The organism is Pseudomonas syringae group sp. J254-4, from assembly GCF_032586855.1.
Lineage (GTDB): Bacteria > Pseudomonadota > Gammaproteobacteria > Pseudomonadales > Pseudomonadaceae > Aquipseudomonas > Aquipseudomonas amygdali.
This window is the reverse complement of sequence record NZ_JAWHOO010000012.1, coordinates 40256-67232: the sequence shown is the minus strand read 5'-3', so window position 1 is coordinate 67232 and position 26977 is coordinate 40256. Positions and strand designations below refer to the sequence as shown.

Annotated in this window: 19 protein-coding genes; 13 read left to right on the top strand and 6 right to left on the bottom strand. The window is 60.6% G+C overall.

Going from position 1 to position 26977, the window contains the following annotated elements:
• Positions 1 to 291: 291 nt before the first annotated feature.
• Positions 292 to 5151: an NAD-glutamate dehydrogenase gene (locus tag RYB09_RS15680; RefSeq protein WP_122281832.1), complete on the bottom strand. Its 4860-nt coding sequence runs from the start codon at positions 5149 to 5151 to the stop codon at positions 292 to 294.
• Positions 5152 to 5519: 368 nt separating this feature from the next.
• Here RYB09_RS15680 and RYB09_RS15675 point away from each other — a divergent pair, with 368 nt between their 5' ends.
• From RYB09_RS15675 to RYB09_RS15630, 10 genes are all read left to right on the top strand, one after another.
• Entirely contained in the window at positions 5520 to 5879 is a 360-nt protein-coding gene (locus RYB09_RS15675) for a hypothetical protein (RefSeq protein ID WP_002554474.1), read from the top strand.
• Between the two features lie 46 nt (positions 5880 to 5925).
• Positions 5926 to 6672 (top strand): amidohydrolase family protein, encoded by a 747-nt coding sequence (locus RYB09_RS15670; protein WP_054078200.1) that lies wholly within the window; start codon positions 5926 to 5928, stop codon positions 6670 to 6672.
• A gap of 210 nt (positions 6673 to 6882) precedes the next feature.
• The gene (locus RYB09_RS15665) at positions 6883 to 7842 is read left to right on the top strand and encodes an AAA family ATPase (protein WP_002554476.1); all 960 of its coding nucleotides are present in this window, start codon (positions 6883 to 6885) and stop codon (positions 7840 to 7842) included.
• 4 nt (positions 7843 to 7846) lie between these two features.
• The gene (locus tag RYB09_RS15660) at positions 7847 to 8791 is read left to right on the top strand and encodes a DUF58 domain-containing protein (RefSeq protein ID WP_002554477.1); all 945 of its coding nucleotides are present in this window, start codon (positions 7847 to 7849) and stop codon (positions 8789 to 8791) included.
• Positions 8788 to 9282, top strand: coding sequence for a DUF4381 domain-containing protein (locus RYB09_RS15655; RefSeq protein ID WP_004660770.1), 495 nt, complete (start codon positions 8788 to 8790; stop codon positions 9280 to 9282). The genes RYB09_RS15660 and RYB09_RS15655 overlap by 4 nt, the downstream gene beginning before the upstream one ends.
• The gene (locus RYB09_RS15650; RefSeq protein WP_002554479.1) at positions 9275 to 10333 is read left to right on the top strand and encodes a vWA domain-containing protein; all 1059 of its coding nucleotides are present in this window, start codon (positions 9275 to 9277) and stop codon (positions 10331 to 10333) included. The genes RYB09_RS15655 and RYB09_RS15650 overlap by 8 nt, the downstream gene beginning before the upstream one ends.
• Positions 10330 to 12048: a VWA domain-containing protein gene (locus tag RYB09_RS15645; RefSeq protein ID WP_316889246.1), complete on the top strand. Its 1719-nt coding sequence runs from the start codon at positions 10330 to 10332 to the stop codon at positions 12046 to 12048. The genes RYB09_RS15650 and RYB09_RS15645 overlap by 4 nt, the downstream gene beginning before the upstream one ends.
• Positions 12045 to 13703 carry a BatD family protein gene (locus RYB09_RS15640; protein ID WP_316889244.1) on the top strand — a complete coding sequence of 553 codons (1659 nt, stop codon included), beginning with the start codon at positions 12045 to 12047 and terminating at the stop codon, positions 13701 to 13703. The genes RYB09_RS15645 and RYB09_RS15640 overlap by 4 nt, the downstream gene beginning before the upstream one ends.
• Before the next feature lie 42 nt (positions 13704 to 13745).
• Positions 13746 to 14990 carry an exonuclease SbcCD subunit D C-terminal domain-containing protein gene (locus RYB09_RS15635; RefSeq protein WP_005781813.1) on the top strand — a complete coding sequence of 415 codons (1245 nt, stop codon included), beginning with the start codon at positions 13746 to 13748 and terminating at the stop codon, positions 14988 to 14990.
• Positions 14987 to 18631 carry an AAA family ATPase gene (locus RYB09_RS15630; protein ID WP_316889242.1) on the top strand — a complete coding sequence of 1215 codons (3645 nt, stop codon included), beginning with the start codon at positions 14987 to 14989 and terminating at the stop codon, positions 18629 to 18631. The genes RYB09_RS15635 and RYB09_RS15630 overlap by 4 nt, the downstream gene beginning before the upstream one ends.
• Before the next feature lie 287 nt (positions 18632 to 18918).
• On the opposite strand, the gene RYB09_RS15625 is transcribed toward RYB09_RS15630, so the two are convergent.
• The 5 genes from RYB09_RS15625 to RYB09_RS15605 all read right to left on the bottom strand — a co-directional run bounded on the left by RYB09_RS15625 (position 18919) and on the right by RYB09_RS15605 (position 23297).
• Entirely contained in the window at positions 18919 to 19113 is a 195-nt protein-coding gene (locus RYB09_RS15625; protein WP_219169752.1) for a hypothetical protein, read from the bottom strand.
• Between the two features lie 177 nt (positions 19114 to 19290).
• Positions 19291 to 20463 (bottom strand): lactonase family protein, encoded by a 1173-nt coding sequence (locus RYB09_RS15620; protein ID WP_316889240.1) that lies wholly within the window; start codon positions 20461 to 20463, stop codon positions 19291 to 19293.
• Positions 20464 to 20543: 80 nt separating this feature from the next.
• Positions 20544 to 20828 (bottom strand): DUF5629 family protein, encoded by a 285-nt coding sequence (locus tag RYB09_RS15615; protein WP_003368505.1) that lies wholly within the window; start codon positions 20826 to 20828, stop codon positions 20544 to 20546.
• A gap of 127 nt (positions 20829 to 20955) precedes the next feature.
• Complete coding sequence (gene araD1, locus RYB09_RS15610; protein ID WP_058399924.1) at positions 20956 to 21948, bottom strand: AraD1 family protein; 993 nt, start codon at positions 21946 to 21948, stop codon at positions 20956 to 20958.
• Positions 21949 to 21983: 35 nt separating this feature from the next.
• Positions 21984 to 23297 carry an MFS transporter gene (locus RYB09_RS15605; RefSeq protein ID WP_057402602.1) on the bottom strand — a complete coding sequence of 438 codons (1314 nt, stop codon included), beginning with the start codon at positions 23295 to 23297 and terminating at the stop codon, positions 21984 to 21986.
• A 214-nt stretch (positions 23298 to 23511) separates the two neighbouring features.
• On the opposite strand from RYB09_RS15605, the gene RYB09_RS15600 reads away from it, so the two are divergent.
• From RYB09_RS15600 to RYB09_RS15590, 3 genes are all read left to right on the top strand, one after another.
• Positions 23512 to 25254 carry an IlvD/Edd family dehydratase gene (locus RYB09_RS15600; RefSeq protein ID WP_058399922.1) on the top strand — a complete coding sequence of 581 codons (1743 nt, stop codon included), beginning with the start codon at positions 23512 to 23514 and terminating at the stop codon, positions 25252 to 25254.
• A gap of 93 nt (positions 25255 to 25347) precedes the next feature.
• Positions 25348 to 26061 carry a FadR/GntR family transcriptional regulator gene (locus RYB09_RS15595; protein ID WP_002554489.1) on the top strand — a complete coding sequence of 238 codons (714 nt, stop codon included), beginning with the start codon at positions 25348 to 25350 and terminating at the stop codon, positions 26059 to 26061.
• Positions 26062 to 26390: 329 nt separating this feature from the next.
• The gene (locus tag RYB09_RS15590; RefSeq protein ID WP_316889236.1) at positions 26391 to 26975 is read left to right on the top strand and encodes a PAAR domain-containing protein; all 585 of its coding nucleotides are present in this window, start codon (positions 26391 to 26393) and stop codon (positions 26973 to 26975) included.
• Positions 26976 to 26977: the final 2 nt, after the last annotated feature.

The window sequence follows — 26977 nt, the reverse complement described above, 5'->3', positions numbered from 1 at the left end:
GACATCTACCTTGATAGGCTGGTAGGGTCGATATCGAAAAAACATCTCCTAAGGTTATTGCCCGGCTGAAACAATGTGTGGGTGAATCTGCCCCCTTTCTGCCCTAAAGAGCCCTGCCAGCAATACAAAAAAGACAATCAGCACGGCCATCATGCAGACCGAGACGACCTCCTTACGGAACACCACATCCAAGCTGGTTGCGCTTAGGCGCAACGCGCCATGCTTGTCGCACCACAAAAAAACCGCATCTCTCGATGCGGTTTTTTCATGGCTCTACCGGTTACAAGCGGATCAGACCGTGAGGCTCTGCCCACTCATGGCCAGGTCCAGCAGCTCACGGTTGGCAACGGCGTACATGGCGTAATCCGTGCCGCTTGCCGCACGAAGCTCGACCAGCATGGCACGCCAGCGCTCGACCATCAGCGAGTGCTGCTCCAGCCACAGGGCCAGACGCGCATCGATTTCCGAAGGACCGTCAGCCATTTGCAGGACCGACACGGTGATCGCCCGCTGTTGCCAGTCAACATCGTCACGGAACGCTTCACGCGCCAGGGCCTGCCAGTTGTTTTCCACCGGCAGGCTGCTGATCTGTTGCAAGTACCAGGTGATGTCCAGCGCGCTGCCCACGGCAAAGTACGCCTTGGCCACGTCGGCAGCGTTCTGCCCGGTCACGTCGGAGGCTTCGATAATCGGCAGCAGCGTGTACAGGTGCGTCGTACCCGCCACCATACGCGCCAGCAGTTCCGGCACACCGGCTTCGACATAAGCCTGATAACGCGTCTGCCAGATCTCGCGGGTAGGCCCGTCTTCCAGCAACTCGTCAAGCTTGAGGCCCAGTGCAGCAAGGTGCGGACCGAAGTGCGCCACGTCACGACCGGCATCCAGCTCGTTGCGGCGACTGCGCAGGAACCAGCGCGTCGCACGACGCCCCAGACGCATCAGTTCATCCATCAGCGCCAGCTGGATCTCGGCGGAAACCTTGTAGTCCAGCGCTTCGATCTGACGGAACCAGTGCGGCAGGTGGAAGATGTCGCGCACAATCACGTAAGCACCAGCCACAGCCGCAGCACTCATGCCGGTCGACTCCTTGAGCCGCTGCACGAAGGTGATGCCCATGTGGTTGACCAGATCGTTGGCAATCTGGGTGCTGACGATTTCGCGTTTCAGACGATGACTGCGCATGGCCGTTGAAAATCTGGCACCCAGCGATGGCGGGAACGCAGTTTCCATATCGCGCGCCAGATAATCGTCATCCGGCACACGGGATTCCAGCAATGCTTCCTTGAGGTCGATCTTGCTGTAGGAGATCAATACCGACAGCTCGGCACGACTCAAGCCCTGCTTGGCCGCCACCCGCTCGGCAATCTGTTCTTCGGCAGGCAGGAACTCGATGGCCCGGTCGAGCTTGCCGCGGGCCTCCAGGTCATTCATCAGACGCTTGTACTCAGCAATCCGCTCGTAAGCGCGGCGTGCTGCCAGCGACAGTGCCTGAGTCTGCTTGTAGTTGTTGCCCAGCACCAGGTGGCCCACTTCGTCGGTCATGCTTTCGAGCAACTGGTTGCGCTGCTTCTCGGTCATGTCACCGGCCTGCACCACCTCGTTGAGCAGGATCTTGATGTTCACTTCGTGGTCGGAGCAGTCCACACCACCGGCGTTGTCGATGAAGTCGGTGTTGGTCGCGCCGCCATTGAGGCCGAACTCGACACGGCCCAGCTGGGTCATGCCCAGGTTGCCGCCCTCGCCCACCACCTTGCAGCGCAGCTCGTTGCCATCGACGCGCAGCGCATCGTTGGCCTTGTCGCCCACGTCGGCGTGCGACTCCTCGCTGGACTTCACGTAGGTGCCGATGCCGCCGTTCCACAACAGATCGACCGGCGCCTTGAGCAGCGCGTGGAGCAATTCGGTCGGAGTCAGCTTGTCAGCCTTGATGTCGAAGCGCGCCTTCATCTGCTCGGTAATGGCGATGCTCTTGAGGCTGCGCGGGAAGATCCCGCCGCCAGCGGACATGATGCTGGTGTCGTAGTCGGTCCAGGACGAGCGCGGCAGATTGAACAGGCGCTGGCGCTCGACAAAGCTGCTGGCCGGGTCCGGATTCGGATCGATGAAAATGTGCAGGTGGTTGAATGCGGCAACCAGTTGCAGCTTGTCGGACATCAGCAAGCCGTTGCCGAACACGTCACCGGCCATGTCGCCGATGCCGATCACACTGATGCTGTCCTGCTGGACATTGATGTCGCGCTCACGGAAGTGACGCTGCACACCTACCCACGCGCCCTTGGCGGTGATGCCCATCTTCTTGTGGTCATAACCGGCCGAACCACCGGACGCGAACGCATCACCCAGCCAGAAGCCGTAATCGATGGCGATGCCGTTGGCGATGTCGGAGAAGGTCGCGGTGCCCTTGTCGGCGGCAACCACCAGATATGGGTCATCGTCGTCATGACGCACCACATTGACCGGCGGCACCAGCACGCCTTCCTTGAGGTTGTCGGTGATGTCCAGCAGCCCCGAGATGAAGATGCGGTAGCAGGCAATCGCTTCAGCCTGCACTTCATCACGGTTGCCGGTGGTCGGCAGACGACGCGGCACAAAACCGCCCTTCGCGCCAACCGGCACGATGACCGAGTTCTTCACCTGCTGAGCTTTTACCAAGCCCAGCACTTCGGTACGGAAGTCTTCTTCGCGATCCGACCAGCGCAGGCCTCCACGCGCCACGTTGCCGAAGCGCAGGTGCACGCCTTCGACGCGCGGCGAGTAGACGAAGATTTCAAACTTGGGCACCGGCTTTGGCAATTCGGGGATCAGGCGCGGGTTGAACTTGAAGCTGAAGTAGCCCTTGCTATGCCCGTTGGCATCAGCCTGATAGAAGTTGGTCCGCAGGGTGGCCTTGATCAGGTCCAGATAACGACGCAGGATGCGGTCTTCGTTGAGCACCTGCACGTCGTCCAGGGCAGTCAGAATCGCCTGTTCCAGGCGCAACTGCTTGTCATCAAGATCATCGGAACCCAGCTTGCGCGCCAGGTAGAAACGGGTCTTGAACAGACGCGTCAGCTCGCGGGCAATGCCGGTGTGGTTGTTCAGGGTGCTGGCGATATAGCCCAGATCGAAACCCAGACGAATCTGCTTCAGGTAGCGCGCATAAGCACGCAGCAGGGCCACGTCGCGCCACGGCAGACCGGCAGTCAGCACCAGACGGTTGAACGCATCGTTTTCAGCGTCGCCGCGCACGATATGCACGAACGCATCCTGCAAGGTGTCATTGAGCTGCTGGATATCGAGGTTCAGACCTTCGCCATAGGTAAAGGCGAAGTCATGAATCCAGAATTCGCGACCATTGGCGTGGTGCAGACGGTATGGGAACTCGCCCAGTACACGCAGCCCGAGGTTTTCAAGAATCGGCAGCACATCGGACAGTGCCAGCGGCGTGTCGGCGTGATACAGCTTGCAATGCAATTGCTGGCGGCCACCGGCCAGTGGCTGATAGAAGCTCATCACCAGCGGATTGGTTTCGCTCAGGCTCAGCACGTGCTGCATGTCGACCACCGCCGAATGCGCAGCAAAGCGCTCGCGGTAGCCGGCCGGGAAACCTTTCGGGAAATCGGCCAGCACGTTGGTGCCGTGGGCCTCGCCAAAGCTCTCGACCACCAGACTGGCGTAGTCGTCTTTCCACGAGCGGCAGGCCTGAATGACTTCGTTTTCCAGCTGGGCAACGTCGATGTCCAGATTGACCTTCGGATCGACCCGCAGGATCAACTGCACGCGCGCCAGCACGGATTCAGAGAAGAACGTCCAGAACTCGCAATCGCTGGCTTTCAGGCGATCCATCAATACCTGCTGGATCTTCTGACGCACTTCGGTGGAGTACACGTCGCGCGGCACATAAGCCAGGCAGTAGCAGAAACGGCCGTACGGGTCCTTGCGCAGGAACACGCGAATCTTGTTGCGCTCCTGAATCTGCACGATGGACATGACCGTAGTAAACAACTCGTCCACCGGCGTCTGGAACAGGTCGTCACGGGGCAGCACTTCGACGACCTGCGCCAGTTCCTTGCCCAGGTGCGCCTTGGCGTCGAAGCCGGAACGGCGCTCGACTTCTGCGACCTTGCGACGGATATACGGGATCTGCCGTACGCTCTCGCCGTAAACCGACGAAGTGTACAGGCCCATGAAGCGACATTCCTTGATGACCTTGCCCGAGGCGTCTATCTGCCGGATCGACACGTAATCCGGGTAGGCCGGACGGTGTACGCGGCTTGGATGCGCAGCCTTGGCAAACGACAGCAGCACCGGCTCTTGCAGGTATTTCACTGCGTAGTCTTCGATGTGCAGCTCTTCGCGGGTCAGGCCCGGGCGCAGCAGTCGGGTCAGCCCGAGGAAGGACGACTCGTCGTAGACCAACTGGCCGCCTTCGGCGTCGTTGCGCACTTCAAACTCTTCGTAGCCCAGAAAAGTAAAGTGGTTATCTACCAGCCATTGCAGGAAGACCTTGATCTCGGCCTTCTCTTCGACGTCGGTATTGGACTCGTTGGCATCGATGCTGGCCAGCAGCTCGTGCAGACGCGCTTTCATCGGCCCGAAGTCTTCGACGGCAGCACGTACCTCGCCCAGCACCTGCTCCAGCTCGCGAGCCAGCACGTTCAACTCGCTGACGTTGGCGCAGCGGTCGATCTCCAGGTACATCAGCGATTCCTGCAGCACGTCCTCACCGGTGGTGCCCTTGGGCAGCAGCTCCAACAGTTCGCCAGCAGCGCCGCGACGCACGCTCAGTACGGTGGTCTGCAGGGTGTGGATGCTGTAACCGCGACGGTTCAGCTCGGTACGCACGGAGTCGACCAGAAACGGCAGGTCGTGATGCAGCACTTCAACGGCAGTATGAGTCGACTGCCAGCCGTGGCGCTCGTAATCAGGGTTGTAGACCCGGACCTGCGGGTGAGCATGTTCGAAACGCTCCAGCAGGCGCCATGCGGACAAGGTGCAGCCTGCCAGGTCGGACAGACGCCGCTGGGTGAGTTCGTCGAGGGAAATGATGCCGAAGAATTGCTCGGCAAACAGCGCCACTTGTGGCAGTGCCTGTTCGCTGATGTGCTGAGCCAGTGCCGCTTGCAGTTGATGCTGGAAGTCGGCCTTGCTGGCTGCGGTGAAGAACGCCATCTGTGGTACTCCGCTTTGGCTTTTATTGAGGAGGCTTGAAGAAGGTGTTGCGACCGGTGTGCCCTTACATTCACTTGCGTGGGCATAACCTGATCGAGTGTAAAGCTAAAGTACTAACGCGCGCTGTGTCAGGGTAGTCACATTTGAATGCGGGAATAAAAAAAGCTGCGCGCACCCGACACCGTACACCACTCGTCTGCCATGCAGCTTAACGAGAGCTGACGGCGTGCTGCTTACGAGGCTGCGACATATTCGGTCATCAGGTCGCGTTAAAATCCGCACGATGGTGCCAAACATCCCCGACAAAATTTACTCGGGACTGGCAAAATCCCCCTCACGCCTCAGTTGCCAAGACCCGGAGCCCCCTCATGCAAATCAAGACCGCCAGCCTCATCGCCAACCCGTGCGACGACGAATACGACGACATGGCGCTGCTTTGCTGCCACGCAGAGAACGGCGTGCTGTTTTCCCTGACCCGCTTCCCGGACGAGAACGAAGTGGAAATCACTGTCAGCGATGAAAAGTCACTGAATGTGTCCAGCCTGAAAGTCAGCTTCAGTGCCGAGCGCCTGTTGGTGGAAATCACCCCGGAGGACGCGAAGCAGCTCGATGGCCACCACCAGTATGAAATTCTCCACGGCACCGACGCAGCCGAGCTGCAGGATGTTCACCACACGCTACAGATCATTCTTGAAAACGTGGGCGAGTACACCAGCACGATCAGTTAACGGGCAAAACCGCTAGAGTGAGTACTTCGCCGTACAGGAGCCCGTCATGAACCGCATTTTCGACGCCCACTGCCATATCATCGACCCGCACTTCCCGCTGATCGCCAATAACGGCTACCTGCCGGACCCGTTCGGCGTCGGAGACTACCTTGCGACGGTCCAGCCGCTGGGCGTTCAGGGCGGCGCGGTGGTGTCCGGGTCCTTTCAGGGCTTTGATCAGGGTTATTTACTTCAGGCGCTGCGCTTGCTGGGGCCGGGCTTCGTCGGTGTCACTCAACTGCCCGCCAGTGTCACCGATACTGAACTGGACACCCTCAATGCCGCAGGCGTGCGCGCCCTGCGTTTCAACCTCAAGCGCGGCGGCTCGGAGCAGCTCGACCAGCTGGAAGCGCTGGCCGTGCGAGTGCATGAACGCGCAGGCTGGCATTCGGAGCTGTACATCGACTCCCGAGAACTGGCGGAAATAGAAACCCGTCTGCTGAAGTTGCCAGCGATCAGCGTCGATCACCTGGGATTGAGCGCCGAAGGATTGCCCGTGCTGCTGCGTCTTGCCGAGCGCGGCGTGCGGGTCAAGGCCTGTGGTTTCGGACGCGTTGACTTCCCGGTGCGCGAAGCACTCAGGGATATCCATGCCGCCAATCCGAATGCGTTGATGTTCGGCACCGACCTGCCCTCCACGCGAGCGCCCCGCCCTTTCCAGCCTGACGATATCGAATTGCTGATCGACGCACTGGGTGAAGGCGGCGCCCGTCAGGCGTTGTGGGATAACGCAGCTGAATTCTATCGGCTCTAACCCTGCCGCATTCGACGGCCTGACCCTGTCGTCCTACACGCCCATACACAGAACATGTAGGGCAATTCCCAGTTAAATGACGTATGCGTCTCTAAATGCAATAAAAAACGCGGTAGTCGTTAGTCGATACCTGCCTGGATGGATTAAAGTATCGCCCCCAGCTCAGCAGTCACCAGACACAGCTGATTACCCTGCCAGGAACCGTCACCGATGGAACATCGTGAAGCGCTGATTGCGCTGCGAACCTTTCTTTCAACGCAGATCCTTGGCCAGGAAAAGCTGATCGAACGTCTGCTCATCGCCCTGCTTGCCGACGGTCACATGCTGGTCGAAGGCGCACCCGGCCTGGCCAAGACCAAGGCCATCAAGGAACTGGCAGAAGGCATCGAAGCACAGTTCCACCGCATTCAGTTCACCCCCGACCTGCTGCCTGCCGACATCACCGGTACGGAAATCTATCGCCCGGAAACCGGCAGTTTCGTATTCCAGCAAGGGCCGATCTTCCACAATCTGGTACTGGCCGACGAAATCAACCGTGCGCCGGCCAAGGTTCAGTCAGCGCTGCTCGAAGCCATGGCCGAACGCCAGGTGAGCGTGGGCCGCAGCACCTACGACCTGTCACCGCTGTTTCTGGTCATGGCCACCCAGAACCCCATTGAGCAGGAAGGCACTTACCCGTTGCCCGAAGCCCAGCTCGATCGCTTTCTGATGCACGTCAAGATCGGTTTCCCGGATGCCGCCGTCGAACGCAAGATCCTGCAACAAGCGCGTGGCGAAGCCCTGAATGGCGAAACCAAGCCGGAACGCCGTGTCAGCCAGCAGGCGATCTTTGCCGCACGCAAGGAAATTCTCGGCTTGTACATGGCCGATGCGGTCGAGGAGTACCTGGTGCAACTGGTCATGGCCACCCGGACCCCGGCCAAGTTCGACCCGGAGCTGGCCGAGTGGATTGCCTACGGTGCCAGCCCGCGTGGTTCCATTTCGCTGGACCGCTGCGCCCGCGCACATGCCTGGCTGGCCGGACGTGACTTCGTCAGCCCCGAAGACATTCAGGCAGTGCTGTTCGATGTATTGCGCCACCGGATCATCCTGTCGTTCGAAGCCGAAGCTGCCGGTATCGATCAGGATCGCGTGATTCAGCGCATCCTCGACGTCGTGGCCGTCGCCTGAGCCCATGCAACCCTACCTGATCCCCCAGCCGGGCATCCGCGTCAGCCTCAGCGAGCTGATCGAAATGCGTCATCGGGTGCGGGAAGTTCAGCTGTTCTCTACGCCCAGCCAACGCAGCCCGTTGATCGGCCTGCACCACTCCAAACTGCGCGGGCGCGGCGTGGATTTCGATCAGGTGCGGGTCTATCAGGCTGGTGACGACGTGCGCAGCATCGACTGGCGCGTGACCGCACGCACTCAGGAGCCGCACACCAAGCTGTTCCACGAAGAACGCGAGCGGCCGATTTTCATTCTGGTGGAGCAAAGCCGTCGACTGTTCTTCGGCTCCGGTCTGATGTTCAAGTCGGTACTCGCGGCCCAGGCTGCCGCGCTGATCGGCTGGGCAGCGCTGGAACACAACGACAGGGTCGGCGGGCTGGTGTTCGGCGATAACGAGCACTACGAGATCAAGCCCCGACGCAGCAAACAAAGCCTGTTGCAGTTGCTCAACCGACTGGTGCGGGTCAATCAGTCACTGCACACCGAGATCCCGGCAGACCGCGATGCCTTCGGCACTGCGCTGCGTCGCGCCCGGGAAGTGCTGCGCCCTGGCAGCCTGGTCATCGTGTTGTGCGACGAACGCGCCCTTTCCGATGCTGCCGAACAACAGTTGAGCCTGCTGTCACGCCACAGCGACCTGCTGTTGCTGCCATTGTCCGACCCACTGGACCGCGCGCTGCCCGCTGCGGGCCTGCTGCGCTTTGCCGAACGCGGCGCGCAGCTGGAACTCGATACCCTCAACCCCGAACTGCGCCGCGCCTACCGGCAACAGGGCGAAGACCGCTCTGCGCGCTGGGAATTGCTCGCGCAGAAACTGCGGGTATTGCTCATGCCCTTGAGCACCCAGGCGGAACTCGTTGAACAATTGCGCGAATACCTCAACGCAAAGCGTCCGGTGAAGCGCAAATGAATCCGCTTGATCAGCTCGAGCCGCTGATTGCTCCCGAAGCCGTCGGCTTTTGGCCGCTTGCCCCGGGGTGGTGGCTGCTGCTGTTGCTGATCCCGGCAGCGGGCTGGGGCCTGTGGCGTTTGCGCGTACTGCTGCCAGTCAAGGCGCGCAAGGTTCGCAGCGAACAACCGCTGGACCCGGTTCGCCTCGCCGCCCTGGCGGAACTCGCCAGCTTGCCCAAGCCCTACGATGGCGCCCCGGCAGGTGCCTGGCTGCAGCAGATCAACGGCCTGCTCAAGCGCCTGTGCCGCAACCATTATCCGCACAGCCAGAGCCACACGCTGAACGGCCGAAAATGGCTGGCGTTCCTCGACAACCGCTGCCCGGCGGCAGGCCTGACGCGCTGGATGATTCTGGTCGAAGGTGCCTACAAACCCGAGTGCAAGCTGGACGACAAGGCCATCACCGGGCTGACCCAGGCGGTTGATACCTGGATCCGCAAACATGTTTGAGTTCGTCTGGCCCTGGGTTTTCGCCCTGCTGCCGCTGCCGTGGCTGATGCGCGCCCTGCTGCCCATGGCCGACAGCGGCGAGCCGGCGCTCAAGGTCAGTTTTCTCAGTGAACTCGAAGGGCTGAGTGGACGCCGCGCCAAGGCCAATCTGCCGGTCTGGAGGCAGCGCGCGCCCTTTCTGTTGATCTGGCTGTTGCTGTTGATTGCCACCGCGCGACCGCAATGGCTGGGCGAGCCACTGCCAGTGGCTGCCAGCGGGCGCGACCTGCTGGTGGCGGTCGACGTGTCCGGTTCCATGGACTACCCGGACATGCAGTGGAAAAGCGATGAAGTCAGCCGACTGGTGCTGGTGCAACAGCTGCTCGGTGACTTTCTCGAGGGCCGCAAGGGCGACCGGGTCGGTTTGATCCTGTTTGGCACTCAGGCTTTTGTCCAGGCACCGCTCACCTATGACCGGCGCACTGTAAGGGTCTGGCTTGACGAGGCAAAAATCGGTATTGCAGGCAAGAATACTGCGCTTGGCGATGCTATCGGTCTGGGCCTGAAACGCCTGCGCCTGCGTCCGGCCACCAGCCGCGTGCTGGTGCTGGTCACTGACGGTGCCAATAACGCCGGCCAGATCGATCCGATCACTGCCGCGCGGCTGGCTGCCGAAGAAGGCGTAAAAATCTACCCTATCGGTATTGGCTCGGACCCCGACAAGGACGCGCTGCAAAGCGTCCTCGGCCTCAATCCGAGCCTTGATCTGGACGAACCGACGCTCAAGGAAATCGCCAGCCTCAGTGGCGGCCAGTATTTCCGTGCTCGTGACGGCGACCAACTGGAAAAGATTCGCGCCACCCTGGACAGCCTGGAACCGGTTGCCCAGCAGCCCACCCAGGCACGTCCGGCGCAGACGCTTTATCAATGGCCGCTGGCGACAGCCCTGCTGTTGAGCGTACTGCTGGTGCTGCGTGAACTGTGGCCAAACAATGCGCTGCAACGCCTGCTGACTGTCGTGCGTTCAGTCAACTGGCGTGAGCGCGTCAAAAGCCTCTGGAGGTCGCGATGATCGCCTCTCTGTGGCCGCACTGGTTTCGCCCCGAATGGCTGCTGATCCTGCCGTTGCTGGCGCTGTTGATCTGGCGGCTCTGGCATCGGCAGAAACGCGCCGGGCGCTGGCAAATGCTTCTGCCGACCCACTTTCATGCCGTACTGCTCAACGGTGGGCGCGGCAGCAACAGTAAACTGCCGTGGGTCGCACTCGGGCTGGCATGGCTGCTGGCGCTTTTCGCGTTGCTGGGACCCAGCTGGCAGCGCGTCGAACAGATCAGCCAGAAACCGGTTGATCCGCTGGTGGTGATACTTGAACTCACCCCGCAGATGCTCGCCACCGACACTGCGCCCACCCGTCTGGAACAGGCGAAACGCAAACTGCTGGACCTGTTGCAAAAACGCAGCGATGCGCAGACCGCCATCGTCGTCTATGCGGGCAGCGCACACACGCTGGTGCCGCTGTCCGATGACCTGGTCACCAGCCATAACCTGCTGGAAGCCATCAGGCCGTCGATCATGCCCATGACCGGCCAGCGTGCCGATCTGGCGGTGCAGAAAGCCCTGCACCTGCTGAAACAGGGCGCACTCGGCCAAGGGCGAATTCTGCTGATTACCTCGTCACTGAGCGAACAGGAACGTCAGGGCATCCGTGCGGCGTTGCGCGGGCAATCGCCGCCGTTGCTGATCCTTGGCATCGGCACGGCTGACGGCGCGCCGGTCATGCAGGAAAACGGCAGCCTGCTCAAGGACGATCAGGGCGCCATTCTGGTGTCGCGCCTGGACAGCAACAGCCTCAACGAATTCGCCGATCAGGTCGGCGGCAGCTATCGTCAGGCACGAGGCGATGAAGAAGATTTGCGCAGCCTTGGCCTGCTGGCCAGCCCCCAGCACATGAGCAGCGACGGGCAGGTTGTGCAACTCGATACCTGGGCCGATCAGGGACACTGGTTCCTGCTCCCGCTATTGTTGATCGCAGCCCTGGCTGGTCGGCGCGGCTGGCTGTTCTGTCTGCCGCTGCTGTTCATGTTTCCGCAGAACAGCCAGGCGTTCGAGTTTCAGGACCTGTGGCTGCGTCCCGATCAACAGGGCCAGCGGCTACTGGAGCAACATCGGCCAGCCGAGGCCGCACAACGCTTCGAAGACCCGCGCTGGAAAGGCGTGGCCTTTTACCAGGCCGAAGACTACGTCAGCGCCGCCCAGCAGTTTGCCGAAGGCAACAGCGCCGCCGACCATTACAATCGCGGCAATGCCCTGGCGCGCAGCGGCGAACTGGCGGCAGCACTGGATGCCTACGAACAGGCCCTGGACCGCCAGCCCGAGTTTCCCGCCGCACAAGCCAACCGGGCGCTGGTACAAAGCCTGCTGGACAAGGCCGATGTCCAGAAGCCTGCCGAGGATGAGCAGAACAAGGCCGATCAGGGCGAAGAAGGCCAGCAAGCGTCACAGGACCCCAACAGCAGTGCATCGCCAGCCGATCAGAACCCGTCCCGCTCGGATCAGCCCGGTGCCAGCGAGAGCCTGCCGCCAGACGTCAGCGGTCAGGCCACCTCAGGCGAATCAATGGACGATGAGCAAACCACCCGCCCACCGCTGCAGGCCGCAGACCCCCCTATCACTGGCGAGCGGCGTCAGGAACTGGAACAGTGGCTGAGGCAGATTCCGGATGATCCGGGCGAACTGCTGCGGCGCAAATTTCGCTACGAACAGCAACATCAGGAAAAGACCCGATGAGTCGCGTGTACACCTTATTGATCGGCCTGCTGCTGAGCCTGATCAGCTTGTCACTGCAGGCTGCGCAACTGACCGCCAGCGTCGACCGCACGCGCCTCAACGCCGGGGAAACTGTCGAGCTGACGCTGGAAACCGACGATGTCACCCAGTTTGGCAAGCCAGACATGAGCGCTCTGGAGAGCAGCTTCGAGGTGCGCGATACGCGTCAGCTCAACAGCCTGAAAACCCTGGACGGCAGCAGCCAGGCCACTACTCGCTGGATCGTTACCCTGCTGCCTCGCGAGACCGGCAGCGTGTTGATCCCGTCGTTGCAACTGGGTGAGCTGAAAAGTCAGCCACTGACGCTGCAGGTGCTGCAAAGCGAGCCCCAGGACCCAGGCAGCCATCTGGCGTCGATCTTCATCGAAGCAAGCCTCGATCAGGACAGCGTGTATGTTCAGGCCCAGGCCGTGCTGACCCTGCGCGTCTACCACTCGGTGTCGCTGTTCGATGACAGCAGCCTGAGCCCTTTGCAAGTACCGGACGCACGGGTCGAAAAACTGGGTGACTCGCGCACCTATGAAAAACTGATCAATGGTGTGCGTCATGGCGTGATCGAAACACGCTACGCGATCTATCCGCAGCAAAGCGGCGTGCTGAAGATACCGGCGCAAGTGTTCAGCGCCACGCTGGTGCAGACACCTGCCGAAGGCTCGCAAGGCCAGGAGGCCAACCCGTTCGGCCCGCAACCAGGCCGATCCGTGCGGGTCAAGTCCGCTGAAGTGCCGTTGACCGTCAAACCCAAGCCCGCTGACTACCCGGCTGATACTCCTTGGTTACCGGCGCGCAGTATCAGCCTTGAAGAAAACTGGAGCCCCGAGCCAGGCACCACTCAGGTCGGCGACTCACTGACCCGCACCCTCATACTCAAGGCCGAAGGCCTGGCCGGTGCGCAACTGCCACCCTTGCCGCCCACCGAAGTGCCCGGCCTGCGGCGTTACCCGGATCAGCCGCAGCTGCGCAACCTGCCCAGTGAACGTGGCCTGATCGGCACCCGCGAAGAACGCGAGGCGCTGGTGCCCGGCCGGGCCGGGGCAATCGACCTGCCTGCGGTTGAAGTGACCTGGTGGAATACCCGTGAAGATCATCTGGAACACACCAGTCTGGCCGCCCGCACACTGAAGATCAGCAACAACCCCGGCCTGGCAGTGGACACGCCAGTGAACAACGAGATGGGCGGCGTGACGGTGATCGGCCCGCCGGTCTGGCCGTGGCAACTGAGCACGCTGTTGCTGGCTTGCACCACCTTTTACGGTTTCGCCCTGTGGTGGCGGGCCCGCGGGCAGCCGGCAATCGCCCGTGCCGTGCAGACCGGGCCCAGCCCGCGTACCGTACTGGATGACCTCAAACGCGCCTGTCTGGCCAACGACCCTCAAGGCACCCGTCAGGCACTCGACGCGTGGGCACGCCAGCAGCCGGAAACCCTGGCCGAAATGGCCGCGCGTTTCGTGCCGCTGTCCGATGCACTGGACGGTCTGAACGGCGCGCTTTATAGCGAAACCGGCAAGCTGTGGCTGGGTGAAGACCTCTGGCGCGCCGTGCGCAAGCTGCCTGCCGCCGAACATATCAAGGACCCGGCAGGCGATGCCGGGTTGCCACCGCTGTATCCCAAGTGAGGATGCAGCTCAGGCAACACCTCTACACGACAAGGTAAACCAATGCGTCTGTTTCACACCTCTGACTGGCATCTGGGTCAGAACCTGCATGGTCAGGAGCGGGATTTCGAACACGCCTGCTTTCTGACCTGGCTGCTGGCCCGTCTGGCCGAACGAAAACCTGATGTACTGTTGATCGCGGGCGACATCTTCGACACCGTCAACCCGCCGGTCAAAGCGCAGGAACGCCTGTACGACTTCATCGTCAACGCCCATGAACGGCAGCCGCTGCTGACCATCGTGATGATCGCAGGCAACCATGACTCCGGCTCGCGTATCGAACTCCCCGCACCCTTGATGCGCCGCTTGCGTACTCACGCACTGGGCAGGGTGATGTGGCTGGACGACGGTGTGCTGGATGCCGAACGCCTGCTGCTGCCGTTGCCGGACGCCGAAGGCAACGTCAAAGCCTGGTGCCTTGCGCTGCCTTTCCTGCGCCCTGCCGAAGTCACCGGCCCGACGCTGGGTGACGACTACCTGCGCGGTATCGGTCGGGTTCATGAGTTGCTGATCGAAGCAGCCAACCTCAAGCGCCAGCCCGGTCAGGCACTGATCGCCATCAGCCACGCGCACATGGCAGGCGGTTCGGTCTCGGAAGACTCCGAGCGCAGCCTGATCATCGGCAACGCCGAAGCGTTACCGGCCAGCCTGTTCGGACCAAGCATCACCTATGTCGCGCTGGGCCACCTGCACAAACCGCAGCGGGTCAACGGCGAAGAGCGCATTCGCTACAGCGGCTCGCCGATTCCACTGTCCTTTTCGGAAATCAGCTATCAGCACCAGATTCTCGAGATCAATTGCGACGGTGAGACGCTGACCAGTGTCGAGCCGTTGCTCATCCCTCGCGCCGTCAACCTGCAACGCCTGGGGCCTGCACCCTTGGCCGATTTGCTGGTACAGCTCAAGGCGCTGCCGGACATCGACCTGCTTGCCGACCCGGACCGCCAGCCGTGGCTGGAAGTGCGCGTGCGTCTTGATGAACCGCAACCGGACCTGCGCAACCAGATAGAAACCGCGCTGCAGGGCAAAGCCGTGCGGTTGGTGCGCATCGGTGCTGAATACGCCGGTAAAGGCAGTGCCGACGGCAATGAGGGTGAAGCCGCCCTGATCGAGCTGGACCAGCTAACGCCTCAGGAATTGTTCAGCCGTGCCTGGCAGGACAACTTCGGCAGCGAGGTCGACGAACAGACCCTGACCGATTTCGCCACGCTGCTGCGTGAAGTCCAGCAGGAGAGCGAACAGCCATGAAAATCCTTGCCATTCGCCTGAAAAACCTTGCCTCGCTGGCCGGGCCGTTTGAAATCGATTTCACTGCCGAGCCGCTGGCCAGCGCCGGTCTGTTCGCCATTACCGGCCCGACCGGCGCAGGTAAAAGCACCCTGCTCGACGCCTTGTGCCTGGCGCTGTTCGGAGCGATTCCGCGGCTGAGCAATATCGGCCAGTCCAAGGTCCCGGACATCGACGGCGACATCACCACCAGCGACCCGCGCACCCTGCTGCGGCGTGGCACGGGCAGCGGTTACGCAGAAGTAGACTTTATCGGCATCGATCAGCGGCGTTATCGCGCGCGCTGGGAAACCAACCGCGCACGCGACAACGCGACCAAAAAGCTGCAGGCCAGCCGCCAGACCCTGACCGACCTGGACAGCGAACAGGTGCTCAGCAACCAGAGCAAGCGTGAATTCGAGCAACTGATCGAGCAGCGTCTGGGGCTCAACTTCGAGCAGTTCACCCGTGCCGTGATGCTTGCCCAGAGCGAGTTCAGCGCCTTCCTCAAGGCCGACGACAAGGAACGCAGCGAACTGCTGGAGAAGCTGACCAATACCGCCATCTACAGCCAGCTCGGGCGGCGCGCTTACAGCAAGAGCAAAGAGGCCGAGGAAGCGCTTAAAACCCTCACTGCTCAAGCCAGCAACATCGTCCCGCTGGCTCCGGAGCTGCTGGCCGAACTGGAGCAACGCCTCAACGATGCGCAGCAGCAGCTCAAGGCGCACCAGGCACAGCAACGGCAACTGGAAATCAAACAGCAGTGGCTGATCGAGCTGCACCGCCTGCGCGACGAACATCTTGCTGCTCAGGAAGCGATCACCCGTACTCAACAGGCCTGGGACGACCAGAGCGGAGCACGTCAGACCCTCGGCCAACTGGAACGCCTGGGCCCGCAACGCCACCGTTTCACGCGTCGGGTCACGCTGAACGCCCAGCTCAACCCGTTGGCGGAGCAAATTCTCCAGCATCAGCAACAACAGGCTTCGCTGCAAGATCAGCAGCAACAACTGGAGACCCACCGCACCCAGGCGCACGCCAGTCTGCTGGCGGCCCAGCAAACCCACAGCACCGCCAAACCGCTGTTGCAGCAGGCTTTTGACACACAGAACACGCTGAACCACCTGGCCCAGGAACTGGCCAAAGTGTCTGACCTGCATCAGCAAACCGGACAGCTTTGTACTGAGGGTCAGGCCAGCCTGCACATTCTGCTCGACCAGCAGCAACAGGTTTCGCAGCGCCTTGAACGTATTGCCGAGCAACTGGAGCACAGCAGCGAACTGGCCCCGCTGGCTCAGGCCTGGAGCGCCTGGCGCGACCGCCTGAAGTCCCTCACGCTGATCGCCAACCGCCTCAAGCACGGGCAGAGTGAACTGCCTGCACTGCAGCAACGTGCCAGCACGGCTGACCAACAGTTGACCGAGCAACGCAGCGCGCTGGAATTGCTGTACCGCGAAGCCGATTGCGAAGTGGATGCGGTGACTGAACAGGTACAGATTCTCGGCAGCCTGCTGCAGGACAATCGCAAGCAGCAACGCGCATTCGAAGACCTGGCCCGTCTGTGGGCCAGCCAGCAGGACGTAGACCGGCAACTGGCCGATCTGGCGCAGCAACAGCAAAGCGCTCAGCAGCAACGCGAACAGCTCAACAGCGAAGGCATTCGCGTTCGTGATGAACTGACCGTCGCCGAACAGACCCTGACCGTTACCCGGCAACTGCTGGAACGTCAACGCCTGGCCCGCAGCGCCAGCGTTGAAGAATTGCGCGTCCAGTTGCAGGACGACCAGCCCTGCCCGGTCTGTGGCAGCATTGAGCACCCTTGGCATCAGCCGGAAGCTTTGCTGGAAAGCCTCACGCAACATGATGACAACGAGCAGGCCAGCGCGCAGAAGGCGGTGGACCAGCTGACCGAACAGCGCAACCAATTGCGCGAGCAGGTTGGCGGCGTGATCGCCCGCCAGAAAGAGCTGCTTCGCCAACACGAGCAGCTCACCCTGCGTTATCAAGCCCTGGCACCGGATCTGGAATCTCATCCCCTCGCGGCTCAATTGCTCGACCACGACGCAGGCAAGCGTGACAGCTGGTTGAGCCAGCAATTGAATAACCTGAGCGAAGTCATCACCCGTGACGAGCAACGCCAGGAAGCGTTGCTGACCCTGCAGAAAGACGCCGCCCGCTTGCAGCAGCAACTTCAGGCAGCCACAGAAGCCAGTCAGACCGCGGCGAGCCATGTTGCCGAGCAGCTCAAGCAGCTGGACGTCGACAGGCAGCGGCTGGAAGAAGAACTGAGCGCATTTACGCCGCTGGTCTCGCCACACGTGCTTGAAGGGCTGCGCAGTGATGCATCGGCGACAGTGATGCAGCTTGAGCAGCAGGTGACTCAGCGTCTGGATCAACTGGAGCAGCAACACGAAGAGCAGCAGGAGCAGAGCGAGCGCCAGCAGAAGATCGAAAAGCAGCAGATCGAGCAGCAGACTCGCCTGCACCGCCAGACCGAACTGGCGCAGGAAGTCGCCCGGCTCGGCGAGCAACAGCAGGCCAGCCAACAGGCACTGACCGGCTTGCTGGGCGAGCATGCGACTGCCGAGCACTGGCAACAGGCGCTGGAAAGCACCATTGAGCAAGCCAGGCAAACCGAAAGCTCGGCCGCCGAGGCTCTGCAGCAGATTCAAAGCCAGTTGATCCAGCTGGCTGCCGAACTCAAGTCCGCCCGGCAACAACAGCAATCCTTACAGCAGGAACTGGCTGAACTTGATGTGCAGATCAGCGAGTGGCGCGGCCAGCATCCCGAGCTGGACGATACCGCGCTCGACACACTGCTGACTTACGATGACGCGCATGTTGAGCAACTGCGTCTGCAACTGAACGCTACCGACAAGGCGTTGGAGCAGGCAAAAGTATTGCTGCAGGAACGCGATCAGCGCCTGCAACAGCATCAGGCGCAACACAGCGACCTTAACGACAGCACGCAACTGGCGGCAGCGCTGCAACAGGCCCAGGAGCAGTCAGCGCTCGGCGAGCAGCAGTGCGCCGACCTGCGCGCCGAACTCAGCGAAGATCAACGCCGCCGCAACGCCAACAGCGAGTTGCAGGCGCGCATCATCGACGCCAACAACGAATACCTGCGCTGGGCACGCCTGGCATCGCTGATCGGCTCGGCCGAAGGCGACAAATTCCGCAAGATCGCCCAGGCCTACAACCTTGACCTGCTGGTCCATCACGCCAATGCGCAGCTCCGACAACTGGTGCGTCGCTACCGCCTGAAACGCGGCGGCAGCATGCTCGGCCTGCTGGTTATGGACACCGAAATGGGCGATGAACTGCGCTCGGTGCATTCGCTATCAGGCGGGGAAACCTTTCTGGTCTCGCTGGCGTTGGCGCTGGGCCTGGCCTCGATGGCCTCCAGCACGCTGCGTATCGAGTCGCTGTTCATCGACGAAGGTTTCGGCAGCCTCGACCCGGAATCGCTACAACTGGCAATGGACGCACTGGACGGCTTGCAGGCGCAGGGCCGCAAGGTCGGCGTGATCTCCCACGTACAGGAAATGCACGAGCGGATTCCGGTACAGATCAAAGTGCGTCGTCAGGGGAATGGGTTGAGCACAATCGAGGTGGGTAACTGAGAGACCTGTGACGCGGAGCGTCACGAACGGCACTCCCACGCTGGAACGTGCGGAACGATAATCTCAACTATCGTGCCGTAGCTCTGGACGTTTTCAACTATCGTGCGGCGCTCCGCGTCGCATGCCGTTCTGGACGCTCTGCGTCCGGTCTTGAATACGCCATCGCCGTCAATGCTTTCGCGAACAGGCTCGCCTGACATTCCGTGCATGGTCTGCCGCGCAGTGGGCAGTAAGTCGCAGGGACCTGTGTTGGCGAACATGCTCGCGAAAGCGTGACGGCTGATGAATCATTGAGCGGATTTGTGATCCAGCGCTGCGTAGAAGTTAGCGCTCTGTTGCAGATATTTCGAGGTGTAGGTCTGAGTGTAGGTCTGAGCAGCGTGGGCTTTTTTGTCAGCTACATCGACACTGGCACTGGCTGGAAGCGCGACGCTTGCGGAAACAGCCGATGCAGCAATGATGGAGAAAAGATTGAAATTCATGTCGGTCACCCCTCGTTATCCAGTTAGTACGTTTGCTTGAAGTGTTGGCCGTCTTGGCCGTGACTCAAACTTACGCCCGAGGGTGGTTCAGCAGAAATCTTTTGTAGCACTAACCCATATCATCAAGAATGATAACGGCTCCAGCCCTTGTAGCATGCGGGCTGGAGCCGTAGCAGCTTACTTGTCAGTCAGAAAACGCAGATAAGAAGGTGCATCGGCATCAAATTTCTGCACAGTCTCACCGATCTTCCCGCTCTGCGGATCGCGGCGCACGGTCACGATCTGATTACTCTTCTGATTGGCGAACAGCATGAACTTGCCAGTCGGGTCAAAGGCGAACTCGCGAGGTTCCTTGCCTTCCAGAGAACGACGCTGAATTTCTTCCAGCTTGCCGCTGGCCTGATCGATACGGAATACCACGACCTGATTCGCGTCACCACGATTGGTCACGTACAGAAACTTGCCATCCGGTGAGGTGTGCAAGGCGCCGCCACCATTTTTCTCCTGCACACCTTTGTTCTTCATATCAACCAGTTGGGTCTGCTTGAAGACGCCGTCATGGTAGTCAAACACCGCGACCTGCGCCGTCATTTCCAGCACCAGCCAGGCATGCTTGCCATCAGCACTGAACAGGGTGTGACGTGGTCCGGAGCCACCCGGCAATTGCACGGTCGGCTCCTTGGCTGGCTGCAGTGGCTTGGCCTGGCTCGCGTCGTAGCGATACACAAACAGCTTGTCAGCGCCCAAGTCAGCGCTCACTACGTACTTGTCATCCGGGGTCGGCACGGCCAGGTGCACATGTGACGACATCTGCCGCTCACTGTTGACCTTGCTTCCGGGCCCCAGCGGCAAGACCTGAACGGCCTCGCTCAACGTACCGTCCTTGCCCACCGGCACCACGGTCAGCGCACCGCCCGGTTCAGGGTTTACTGCGTAGTTGGCAACGAACAGGTAGCGGCCGTCATAACTAAGGCTGGAGTGCGTCGGTTCTTCACCGCGGCTTTGAACCTGATTGATCGGCGTGATCTGACGGGTTTTCGGGTCGATTGCAAAGCTGCTGACCTTACCGACCACATCTTTTTGCCCTGGGCCGTTTTCATTGACCGCGAACAGATAACGCTGGTCTCTGGAGACGGTCAGCCACGACGGGTTTTCGGTTTTGACCACTTGCAGCGGCTTGGCGTCGATCATCCCGGTTTTGCTGTCGAAGGCAAAACGATAGATCCCTTCACTCTTGCCTTGCGTGTAGGAACCTATCAGCAATTCAGTATCGGGCATGGCTTGGGCCTGCAGGGTAAATGCGCTCATGGCACTGGCAATCGCCAGCCACGGCAGAAATTTATGGGGCATGGAGGGCATCCCTTTTTGTCGAAATTATTGATGCCTGTTACGGCACTGTCGGGTCTATGACAGCGCCAGCCCGCATTTACTCAATCCTGCGCGGAATCATCTTCGTCGGAAGGGGTGAAGGCATCCAGACAGATGATCCGGTGATCGGCGTTGCCGTCATTGATCACCCAGCTTTGCAGGGATTCATCGAAGGTCGCAGCATCGACTTGCGCCTTGGTGAAGCGCCATACCTTGCGCTCGCGGCCGTCCATGCATTCGACGTTCAATTCCTCGCCCAGAGAGAAGTCCCAGGCGTGCAGACCGTCGATTTCCAGCATGGTGGTGGCTTCGAGTGCGGCGAGCAGTGTGGTGGGTGTGGTAGTCATGAAATTCATCCGGCCAGCAAAAGCGCGAATGATAGGGCAAAAGGCAGGCGCAGATACAGCCGGAGCGCAAGTAGAGCCGTACCAGCGCCGAGCGCTGGCACGGTGAGCAGTCAAACAGGGACTGCGCTTACAGCTTGCCGATGCCGCCCGGCTGAAACACCGGCTCGCTCGGTGCCAAACCGTTAACCAGCGGCTTGCCGAACTCGGCCTGACTGATCTCGAAACGATCGCCCGGCTGGGTGCGCACGCCATCGGCAAACGACAGGGTCGCGGTGCCGAAGAAATGCACATGCACGTCACCGGGCCTGAGGAACTGTGCATACTTGAAGTGATGGTATTCAAGGTTTTCCAGGCTGTGGCACATGTTCGCTTCGCCACTGAGGAACTCTTTTTCCCACAGCACCTTGCCGTCGCGCCAGACCCGGCTGGTGCCCGACAGGCTTTGCGGCAAGTCGCCCACGCGCAACTCCGGACCGAACGAACAGGCGCGCAGTTTCGAATGCGCCAGATACAGGTAGTTGCGACGCTCCATGACGTGGTCGGAATATTCGTTGCCGATGGCGAAGCCCAACCGGTACGGCTTGCGGTCATGACCGATCACATACAGGCCACTCAGTTCGGGCTCTTCCCCGCCATCTTCGGCGAAAGGCGGCAGGGAAAACGAATGGCCGGGGCGCACGACAATGCTGCCGTCACCCTTGTAGAACCACTCTGGCTGAACACCGGCCTGCCCCGCCACCGGCTTGCCGCCTTCAACGCCCCATTTGAAGATACGCATAGTGTCGGTCATCGAAGCTTCGTCGCCTGACTGCTGGTGCATCTTGTCGCGTGCCGACGCACTGCCCAGATGGGTCAGCCCGGTGCCGCTGACCAGCAGGTGCGCAGGGTCAGGATGGTCGAGCGGCGGCAGAATCCGCAGTTCCTCAAGCAACTGCGAATAGTCGTGCGTCTCGCCAACCCCACGCTGCTCGACCTGGTGCGCCAGAGCCGAACCCGCCTCGATCGCCGCCAGCGCCAGCTCGCGAACACTCTCGACACCCTGGACCTCACGCACCTGATCACCGTCGACCAGACCGACCCGGCGCTGACCGTCGCTCAATTCAAACTGTACTAACCGCATGAAATTCTCCTTCCAGATAATGGGCCGCTGAAAACCTACCTCGCCTTGGCACTCGCCGCGAAGTCGGACACTGGCAGCACATGCTTGCGCTCCAGCACGTGATAGACGATGCCGGTCAGCAGCAGCCCGAAGACCATGACACCCGACAAAAAATAGAGGCCCGATGCCAGGCTGCCGGTGATTTCCTTCAACGCACCGATCACGAACGGCCCGATGTAGCCGCCCAGGTTGCCGACCGAATTGATCAGCGCGATACCGGCTGCGGCACTGGCACCAGCGAAGAATCGCCCCGGTAGGGTCCAGAACACCGCCGTGCAGGAAAACAGCGCGAACGCCACGACGCACAATGCAGCCAGCTGCGCCACCGGCAGGGTCAGCCAGGCGCTGCAGAACAGGCCGATGGCACCCAGCACATACAGCACGGCCAGATGCCCGTAACGGTCGTTGAGGCGGTCGGAACTGCGCGGCACGATCAGCAGGCCAATGATGCCGAAAATGTACGGCACCGATGACACGAAGCCGGTGGTCAGGTCACTGCCACCGAACTGTTTGATCAGGGTCGGCAGCCACAGGCCCAGGCCGTAGATGCTCAAGGTCACCGGCAGGTAGAACAGCGCCAGCAACAGCACGCGTTTGTCTTTCAAGGCATGCAGTGGATTGCCGTGGCGGGTCTGTCCGTACTCTTCCAAGTCCTTTTTCAACTCACCGGTCAGCCAGTCCTTCTCGGCCTGGTCCATCCATTTGACCTGCTGCGGACCATCCGGCAACCAGCGCAGCACCGGCCAGGTCAGCAGAATCGCTGGCGTACCAATGACGATGAACAGCCATTGCCAGCCATGCAGACCGAGTATGCCGTCCATGCCCAGCAAACCGCCGGAAACGGGCCCGGTGATCATCATGGCGATGGGTTGCGAGAGGATGAAAAGGCCAAGGATCTTGCCGCGATGGCGCACCGGAAACCATTGGGTGATGTAGTACAGCACACCGGGAAAGAAGCCCGCCTCGGCAGCACCCAGCAGAAAACGCATCACATAGAAGCTGTGCGGCCCCTGGACGAAGGCCATGCCGATGGTGATCGCGCCCCAGGTGATCATGATCCGCGCGAACCAGCGACGTGCGCCGAAACGCTCGAGCATCAGGTTACTGGGGATCTCCAGCAGGAAGTAACCGATGAAGAACAGTCCGGCACCCAGCCCGTAGGCGGCGTCGCCGATACCGATGTCCGCGCCCATGTGCAGCTTGGCAAAGCCCACGGCAGAGCGGTCTACATAAGCGATCAGGTACAGCAGGATAAGAAACGGAATCAGTTTGAACGTAATGCGGCGTATAAGCCGCAGTTCCTGGCTCATGTAGGCGGTCTCCCATTGTTTTTGTTATGGAACCTGCGGGGATCGCCTCTGTGCCTGGGGGCTGAATAATGCAGCACATGCGCCAGGATGATCCCTCGTCTACGACCGACTATATAGTAATACTATTTAAACTGACAACTCTTCCAATACGCGTTTTTTAGGCTTACCTTAGCCAGCAGTATCGCCATTAAGTCTTACAATAAGAGAGCCGATCATGTCTGACTCCGATAAAAAACCGACCCTCCGTTCTGCCCAGTGGTTTGGCACCGCTGACAAGAATGGCTTCATGTACCGCAGCTGGATGAAGAATCAGGGTATTGCCGACCATCAGTTCCAGGGCAAGCCGATCATCGGCATTTGCAATACCTGGTCGGAGTTGACCCCCTGCAACGCGCATTTCCGGCAGATCGCCGAGCACGTCAAACGTGGTGTGATCGAAGCAGGCGGCTGGCCGGTGGAGTTTCCGGTGTTTTCCAACGGCGAATCCAACCTGCGTCCTACCGCGATGTTCACCCGCAACCTGGCGAGCATGGACGTTGAAGAAGCGATTCGCGGCAACCCCATTGATGGCGTCGTGCTGCTGACTGGCTGTGACAAAACCACACCTGCCCTGTTGATGGGTGCCGCCAGTTGCGACATCCCCGCCATCGTCGTGACCGGCGGACCGATGCTCAACGGCAAGCATGAAGGCAAGGACATCGGCGCCGGAACCATCGTCTGGCAGATGCACGAGTCCTACAAGGCCGGCACCATCAGCCTGGATGAGTTTCTCTCCGCCGAAGCCGGCATGTCTCGCTCGGCAGGCACCTGCAACACAATGGGCACGGCCTCGACCATGGCCTGCATGGCCGAAGCGCTGGGCACTTCGCTGCCGCACAACGCGGCTATTCCGGCAGTGGATTCGCGGCGTTACGTGCTGGCGCACATGTCCGGCATGCGTGCGGTGGACATGGTTCGTGAAGACCTGCGCCTGTCGAAGATTCTCACCAAGGCCGCATTCGAAAACGCAATCCGGGTCAATGCAGCCATCGGCGGTTCGACCAACGCCGTTATCCACCTCAAGGCCATTGCCGGGCGCATCGGCGTCGACCTGGACCTGGATGACTGGTCGCGCATGGGCCGTGGCATGCCGACCATCGTCGACCTGCAACCCTCAGGGCGCTTTCTGATGGAAGAGTTCTACTACGCCGGTGGCCTGCCTGCCGTGCTGCGGCGCATGAACGAAGCCAATTTGCTGCCCAACCCGGACGCCCTGACCGTCAACGGTAAAAGCATTGGCGAAAACACCTGCAATTCACCGATCTATGGCGAGGACCAGGTAATCCGTGCTCTGGACAATCCGATTCGCGCTGATGGTGGTATCTGCGTATTGCGCGGCAACCTCGCCCCCCTCGGCGCAGTGCTCAAACCGTCTGCCGCTACACCGGCACTGATGCAGCATCGTGGCCGGGCGGTGGTGTTCGAGAACTTCGAAATGTACAAGGCGCGGATCAACGATCCGGATCTGGACATTGACGCCACCTCGGTCATGGTGCTCAAGAACTGCGGCCCCAAAGGTTATCCGGGCATGGCCGAGGTCGGCAACATGGGCCTTCCGGCCAAACTGCTCGCGCTGGGTGTGACCGACATGGTGCGCATTTCCGATGCACGTATGAGCGGTACGGCCTATGGCACAGTGGTTTTGCATGTGGCACCGGAAGCCGCAGCCGGCGGGCCGCTGGCCGTGGTCAAGGAAGGCGACTGGATCGAACTGGACTGCGCCAGCGGGCGCTTGCATCTGGACATCCCACAAGCCGAACTGGATGCACGTCTTGCCGAGTGGCAGGCCCCGCCGCAACTGCTGCTCGGTGGCTATCGTCAACTGTACGTGGACCGGGTGATGCAGGCGGATCAAGGCTGCGACTTCGACTTTCTGGTCGGTTGCAGAGGTTCAGAAGTGCCTCGCCACTCGCACTAAAAGAAGCGGCGGTCCCTTGTTCTGGGGACCGCCGTCACTGTTGCGCGATGGTATGATGCCCAGCAATCACCGCCAGGACCCAATTGCGCTCTCATGGATTATCGAAAGCCTTCCGACCGAAAAAGCATGCACGCGCGCATTGTCCAGGAACTGGGCATGCAAATCGTATCCGGCCGTTTCAAGCCTGACGAAAAGCTGCCTGCCGAAGCACTGCTCTGCGAAGAGTATGCCGTCAGCCGCCCGGTACTGCGTGAAGCCACACGGGTTCTGGTCGCCAAGGGGCTGGTCTACTCGCGGCCGCGTGTCGGCACGGTGGTCAAGGCCCGACGCGAATGGCACCTGCTGGACCCGGATGTGCTGCACTGGGTGATGCAAAGTTCGCCGCAGAATGAATTCTTCAACCTGCTGACCAGTGTGCGCGCTGTCATCGAACCGGCGGTTGCCGCACTGGCCGCGCAACATGCCACCGACGCAGAGATCGAGTCGATCCACGAAGCCTACCTGCGCATGGAAGCTGCACCGACGCCGGAAGACCTGCTGCAACCCGACCTCGACTTCCACAGCCGCATCGCCGACGCCACCCACAACGACCTGCTGGCGCACTTGTGCAACATGCTGTCACTGGCGTTGCGCGAAGCACTCAAATACTCCAACAAACGCCCCAACCTGCACGAACTGGCCATGCCTCGTCACAAGGCAATCCTCACCGCCATCCAGAACCGCGACGCACTGGGCGCACGCCATGCTTCGCTGGTGCAACTGGACGATGCGCGCAATGCGCTGAGTGTGGTCCTGGGCGGCGGTTGATTGGCTCGACTGAGTCGATAACTCTCTGAGTCTGTATGTTCGCCGTGTTTATCAATCAAATATGGCGAACCCTCTTTATTGCTGATACCCGCCTCTGAATATTCTATTTCCGTGGGAAATATCCATACTATTTGTAAGAGCCTTATCAGCCCAGCGTAAGCTCAGTCCTTAATTATCGCAAATGACGCTCCGTCATTTCCGAAAACATAAAGTAATGATATCTCTACCTGCACATTAATTAAAACGCTGCGCCTGTTCATAAACGTCGATTAAACCTATCAGACGTCAGAGACTCGTGCTGCTGATAAAAAGTGTGCAAGGAGCATTGCATGAAACTTCTGGCCATCGTTCAGGGCGATACCACAGACCACGGAGGGTCTGTTATCAACGGCGATCAAACAAAGCGCATCAATGGTTTCCCCGTGGCGCACAGAGGCTGTGACGTCATCTGCCCACTGCATGGCGCCAGCAAAATCATCGGTGAAGAAAACAACTTTCATATCGAAGGAAACATCATCGCACTGGAGGGCGACCTCACCAGTTGCGGGGCTCGATTGATATCCAGGCAACAAAGTTTCTTTCGGGTTGAGAGGCGGTCGAGTGTTGTGCAGTCTGCGCCCGATCCTTCGGTTGGTAATGATCAGGAGGCGGCCAGCGAAAGTGTGGTGGATCGGGTTGTGCATTCAGTTAATTCGCTGGTGGACCAGCGAGAGTCAATCATGTGCGACGAACGTTTTCGTCTGTTCAATCAAAAGCGTTCCAGCCTGGGTCATCTGGGCTATGTGGTGATGCAAGACCAACGCTGCACCTGCGTTGGCGCGCTTGACCTGCAAGGCTACAGCCGCAGCCATAAAAGCCCGGCTGTCATCGCACTGCAACTCGCAACCACCGCCCCTTGGCCGGTCATGGAGTAACC

Coding starts and splice junctions, on each gene's coding strand:
- RYB09_RS15645 (WP_316889246.1), top strand. CDS start 10,330: ATGATCGCCTCTCTGTGGCCGCACTGGTTTCGCCCCGAATGGCTGCTG.
- RYB09_RS15620 (WP_316889240.1), bottom strand. CDS start 20,463: ATGCCCCATAAATTTCTGCCGTGGCTGGCGATTGCCAGTGCCATGAGC.
- RYB09_RS15590 (WP_316889236.1), top strand. CDS start 26,391: ATGAAACTTCTGGCCATCGTTCAGGGCGATACCACAGACCACGGAGGG.
- RYB09_RS15650 (WP_002554479.1), top strand. CDS start 9,275: ATGTTTGAGTTCGTCTGGCCCTGGGTTTTCGCCCTGCTGCCGCTGCCG.
- RYB09_RS15660 (WP_002554477.1), top strand. CDS start 7,847: ATGCAACCCTACCTGATCCCCCAGCCGGGCATCCGCGTCAGCCTCAGC.
- RYB09_RS15655 (WP_004660770.1), top strand. CDS start 8,788: ATGAATCCGCTTGATCAGCTCGAGCCGCTGATTGCTCCCGAAGCCGTC.
- RYB09_RS15605 (WP_057402602.1), bottom strand. CDS start 23,297: ATGAGCCAGGAACTGCGGCTTATACGCCGCATTACGTTCAAACTGATT.
- RYB09_RS15640 (WP_316889244.1), top strand. CDS start 12,045: ATGAGTCGCGTGTACACCTTATTGATCGGCCTGCTGCTGAGCCTGATC.
- araD1 (WP_058399924.1), bottom strand. CDS start 21,948: ATGCGGTTAGTACAGTTTGAATTGAGCGACGGTCAGCGCCGGGTCGGT.
- RYB09_RS15595 (WP_002554489.1), top strand. CDS start 25,348: ATGGATTATCGAAAGCCTTCCGACCGAAAAAGCATGCACGCGCGCATT.
- RYB09_RS15600 (WP_058399922.1), top strand. CDS start 23,512: ATGTCTGACTCCGATAAAAAACCGACCCTCCGTTCTGCCCAGTGGTTT.
- RYB09_RS15675 (WP_002554474.1), top strand. CDS start 5,520: ATGCAAATCAAGACCGCCAGCCTCATCGCCAACCCGTGCGACGACGAA.
- RYB09_RS15615 (WP_003368505.1), bottom strand. CDS start 20,828: ATGACTACCACACCCACCACACTGCTCGCCGCACTCGAAGCCACCACC.
- RYB09_RS15670 (WP_054078200.1), top strand. CDS start 5,926: ATGAACCGCATTTTCGACGCCCACTGCCATATCATCGACCCGCACTTC.
- RYB09_RS15680 (WP_122281832.1), bottom strand. CDS start 5,151: ATGGCGTTCTTCACCGCAGCCAGCAAGGCCGACTTCCAGCATCAACTG.
- RYB09_RS15630 (WP_316889242.1), top strand. CDS start 14,987: ATGAAAATCCTTGCCATTCGCCTGAAAAACCTTGCCTCGCTGGCCGGG.
- RYB09_RS15665 (WP_002554476.1), top strand. CDS start 6,883: ATGGAACATCGTGAAGCGCTGATTGCGCTGCGAACCTTTCTTTCAACG.
- RYB09_RS15625 (WP_219169752.1), bottom strand. CDS start 19,113: ATGAATTTCAATCTTTTCTCCATCATTGCTGCATCGGCTGTTTCCGCA.
- RYB09_RS15635 (WP_005781813.1), top strand. CDS start 13,746: ATGCGTCTGTTTCACACCTCTGACTGGCATCTGGGTCAGAACCTGCAT.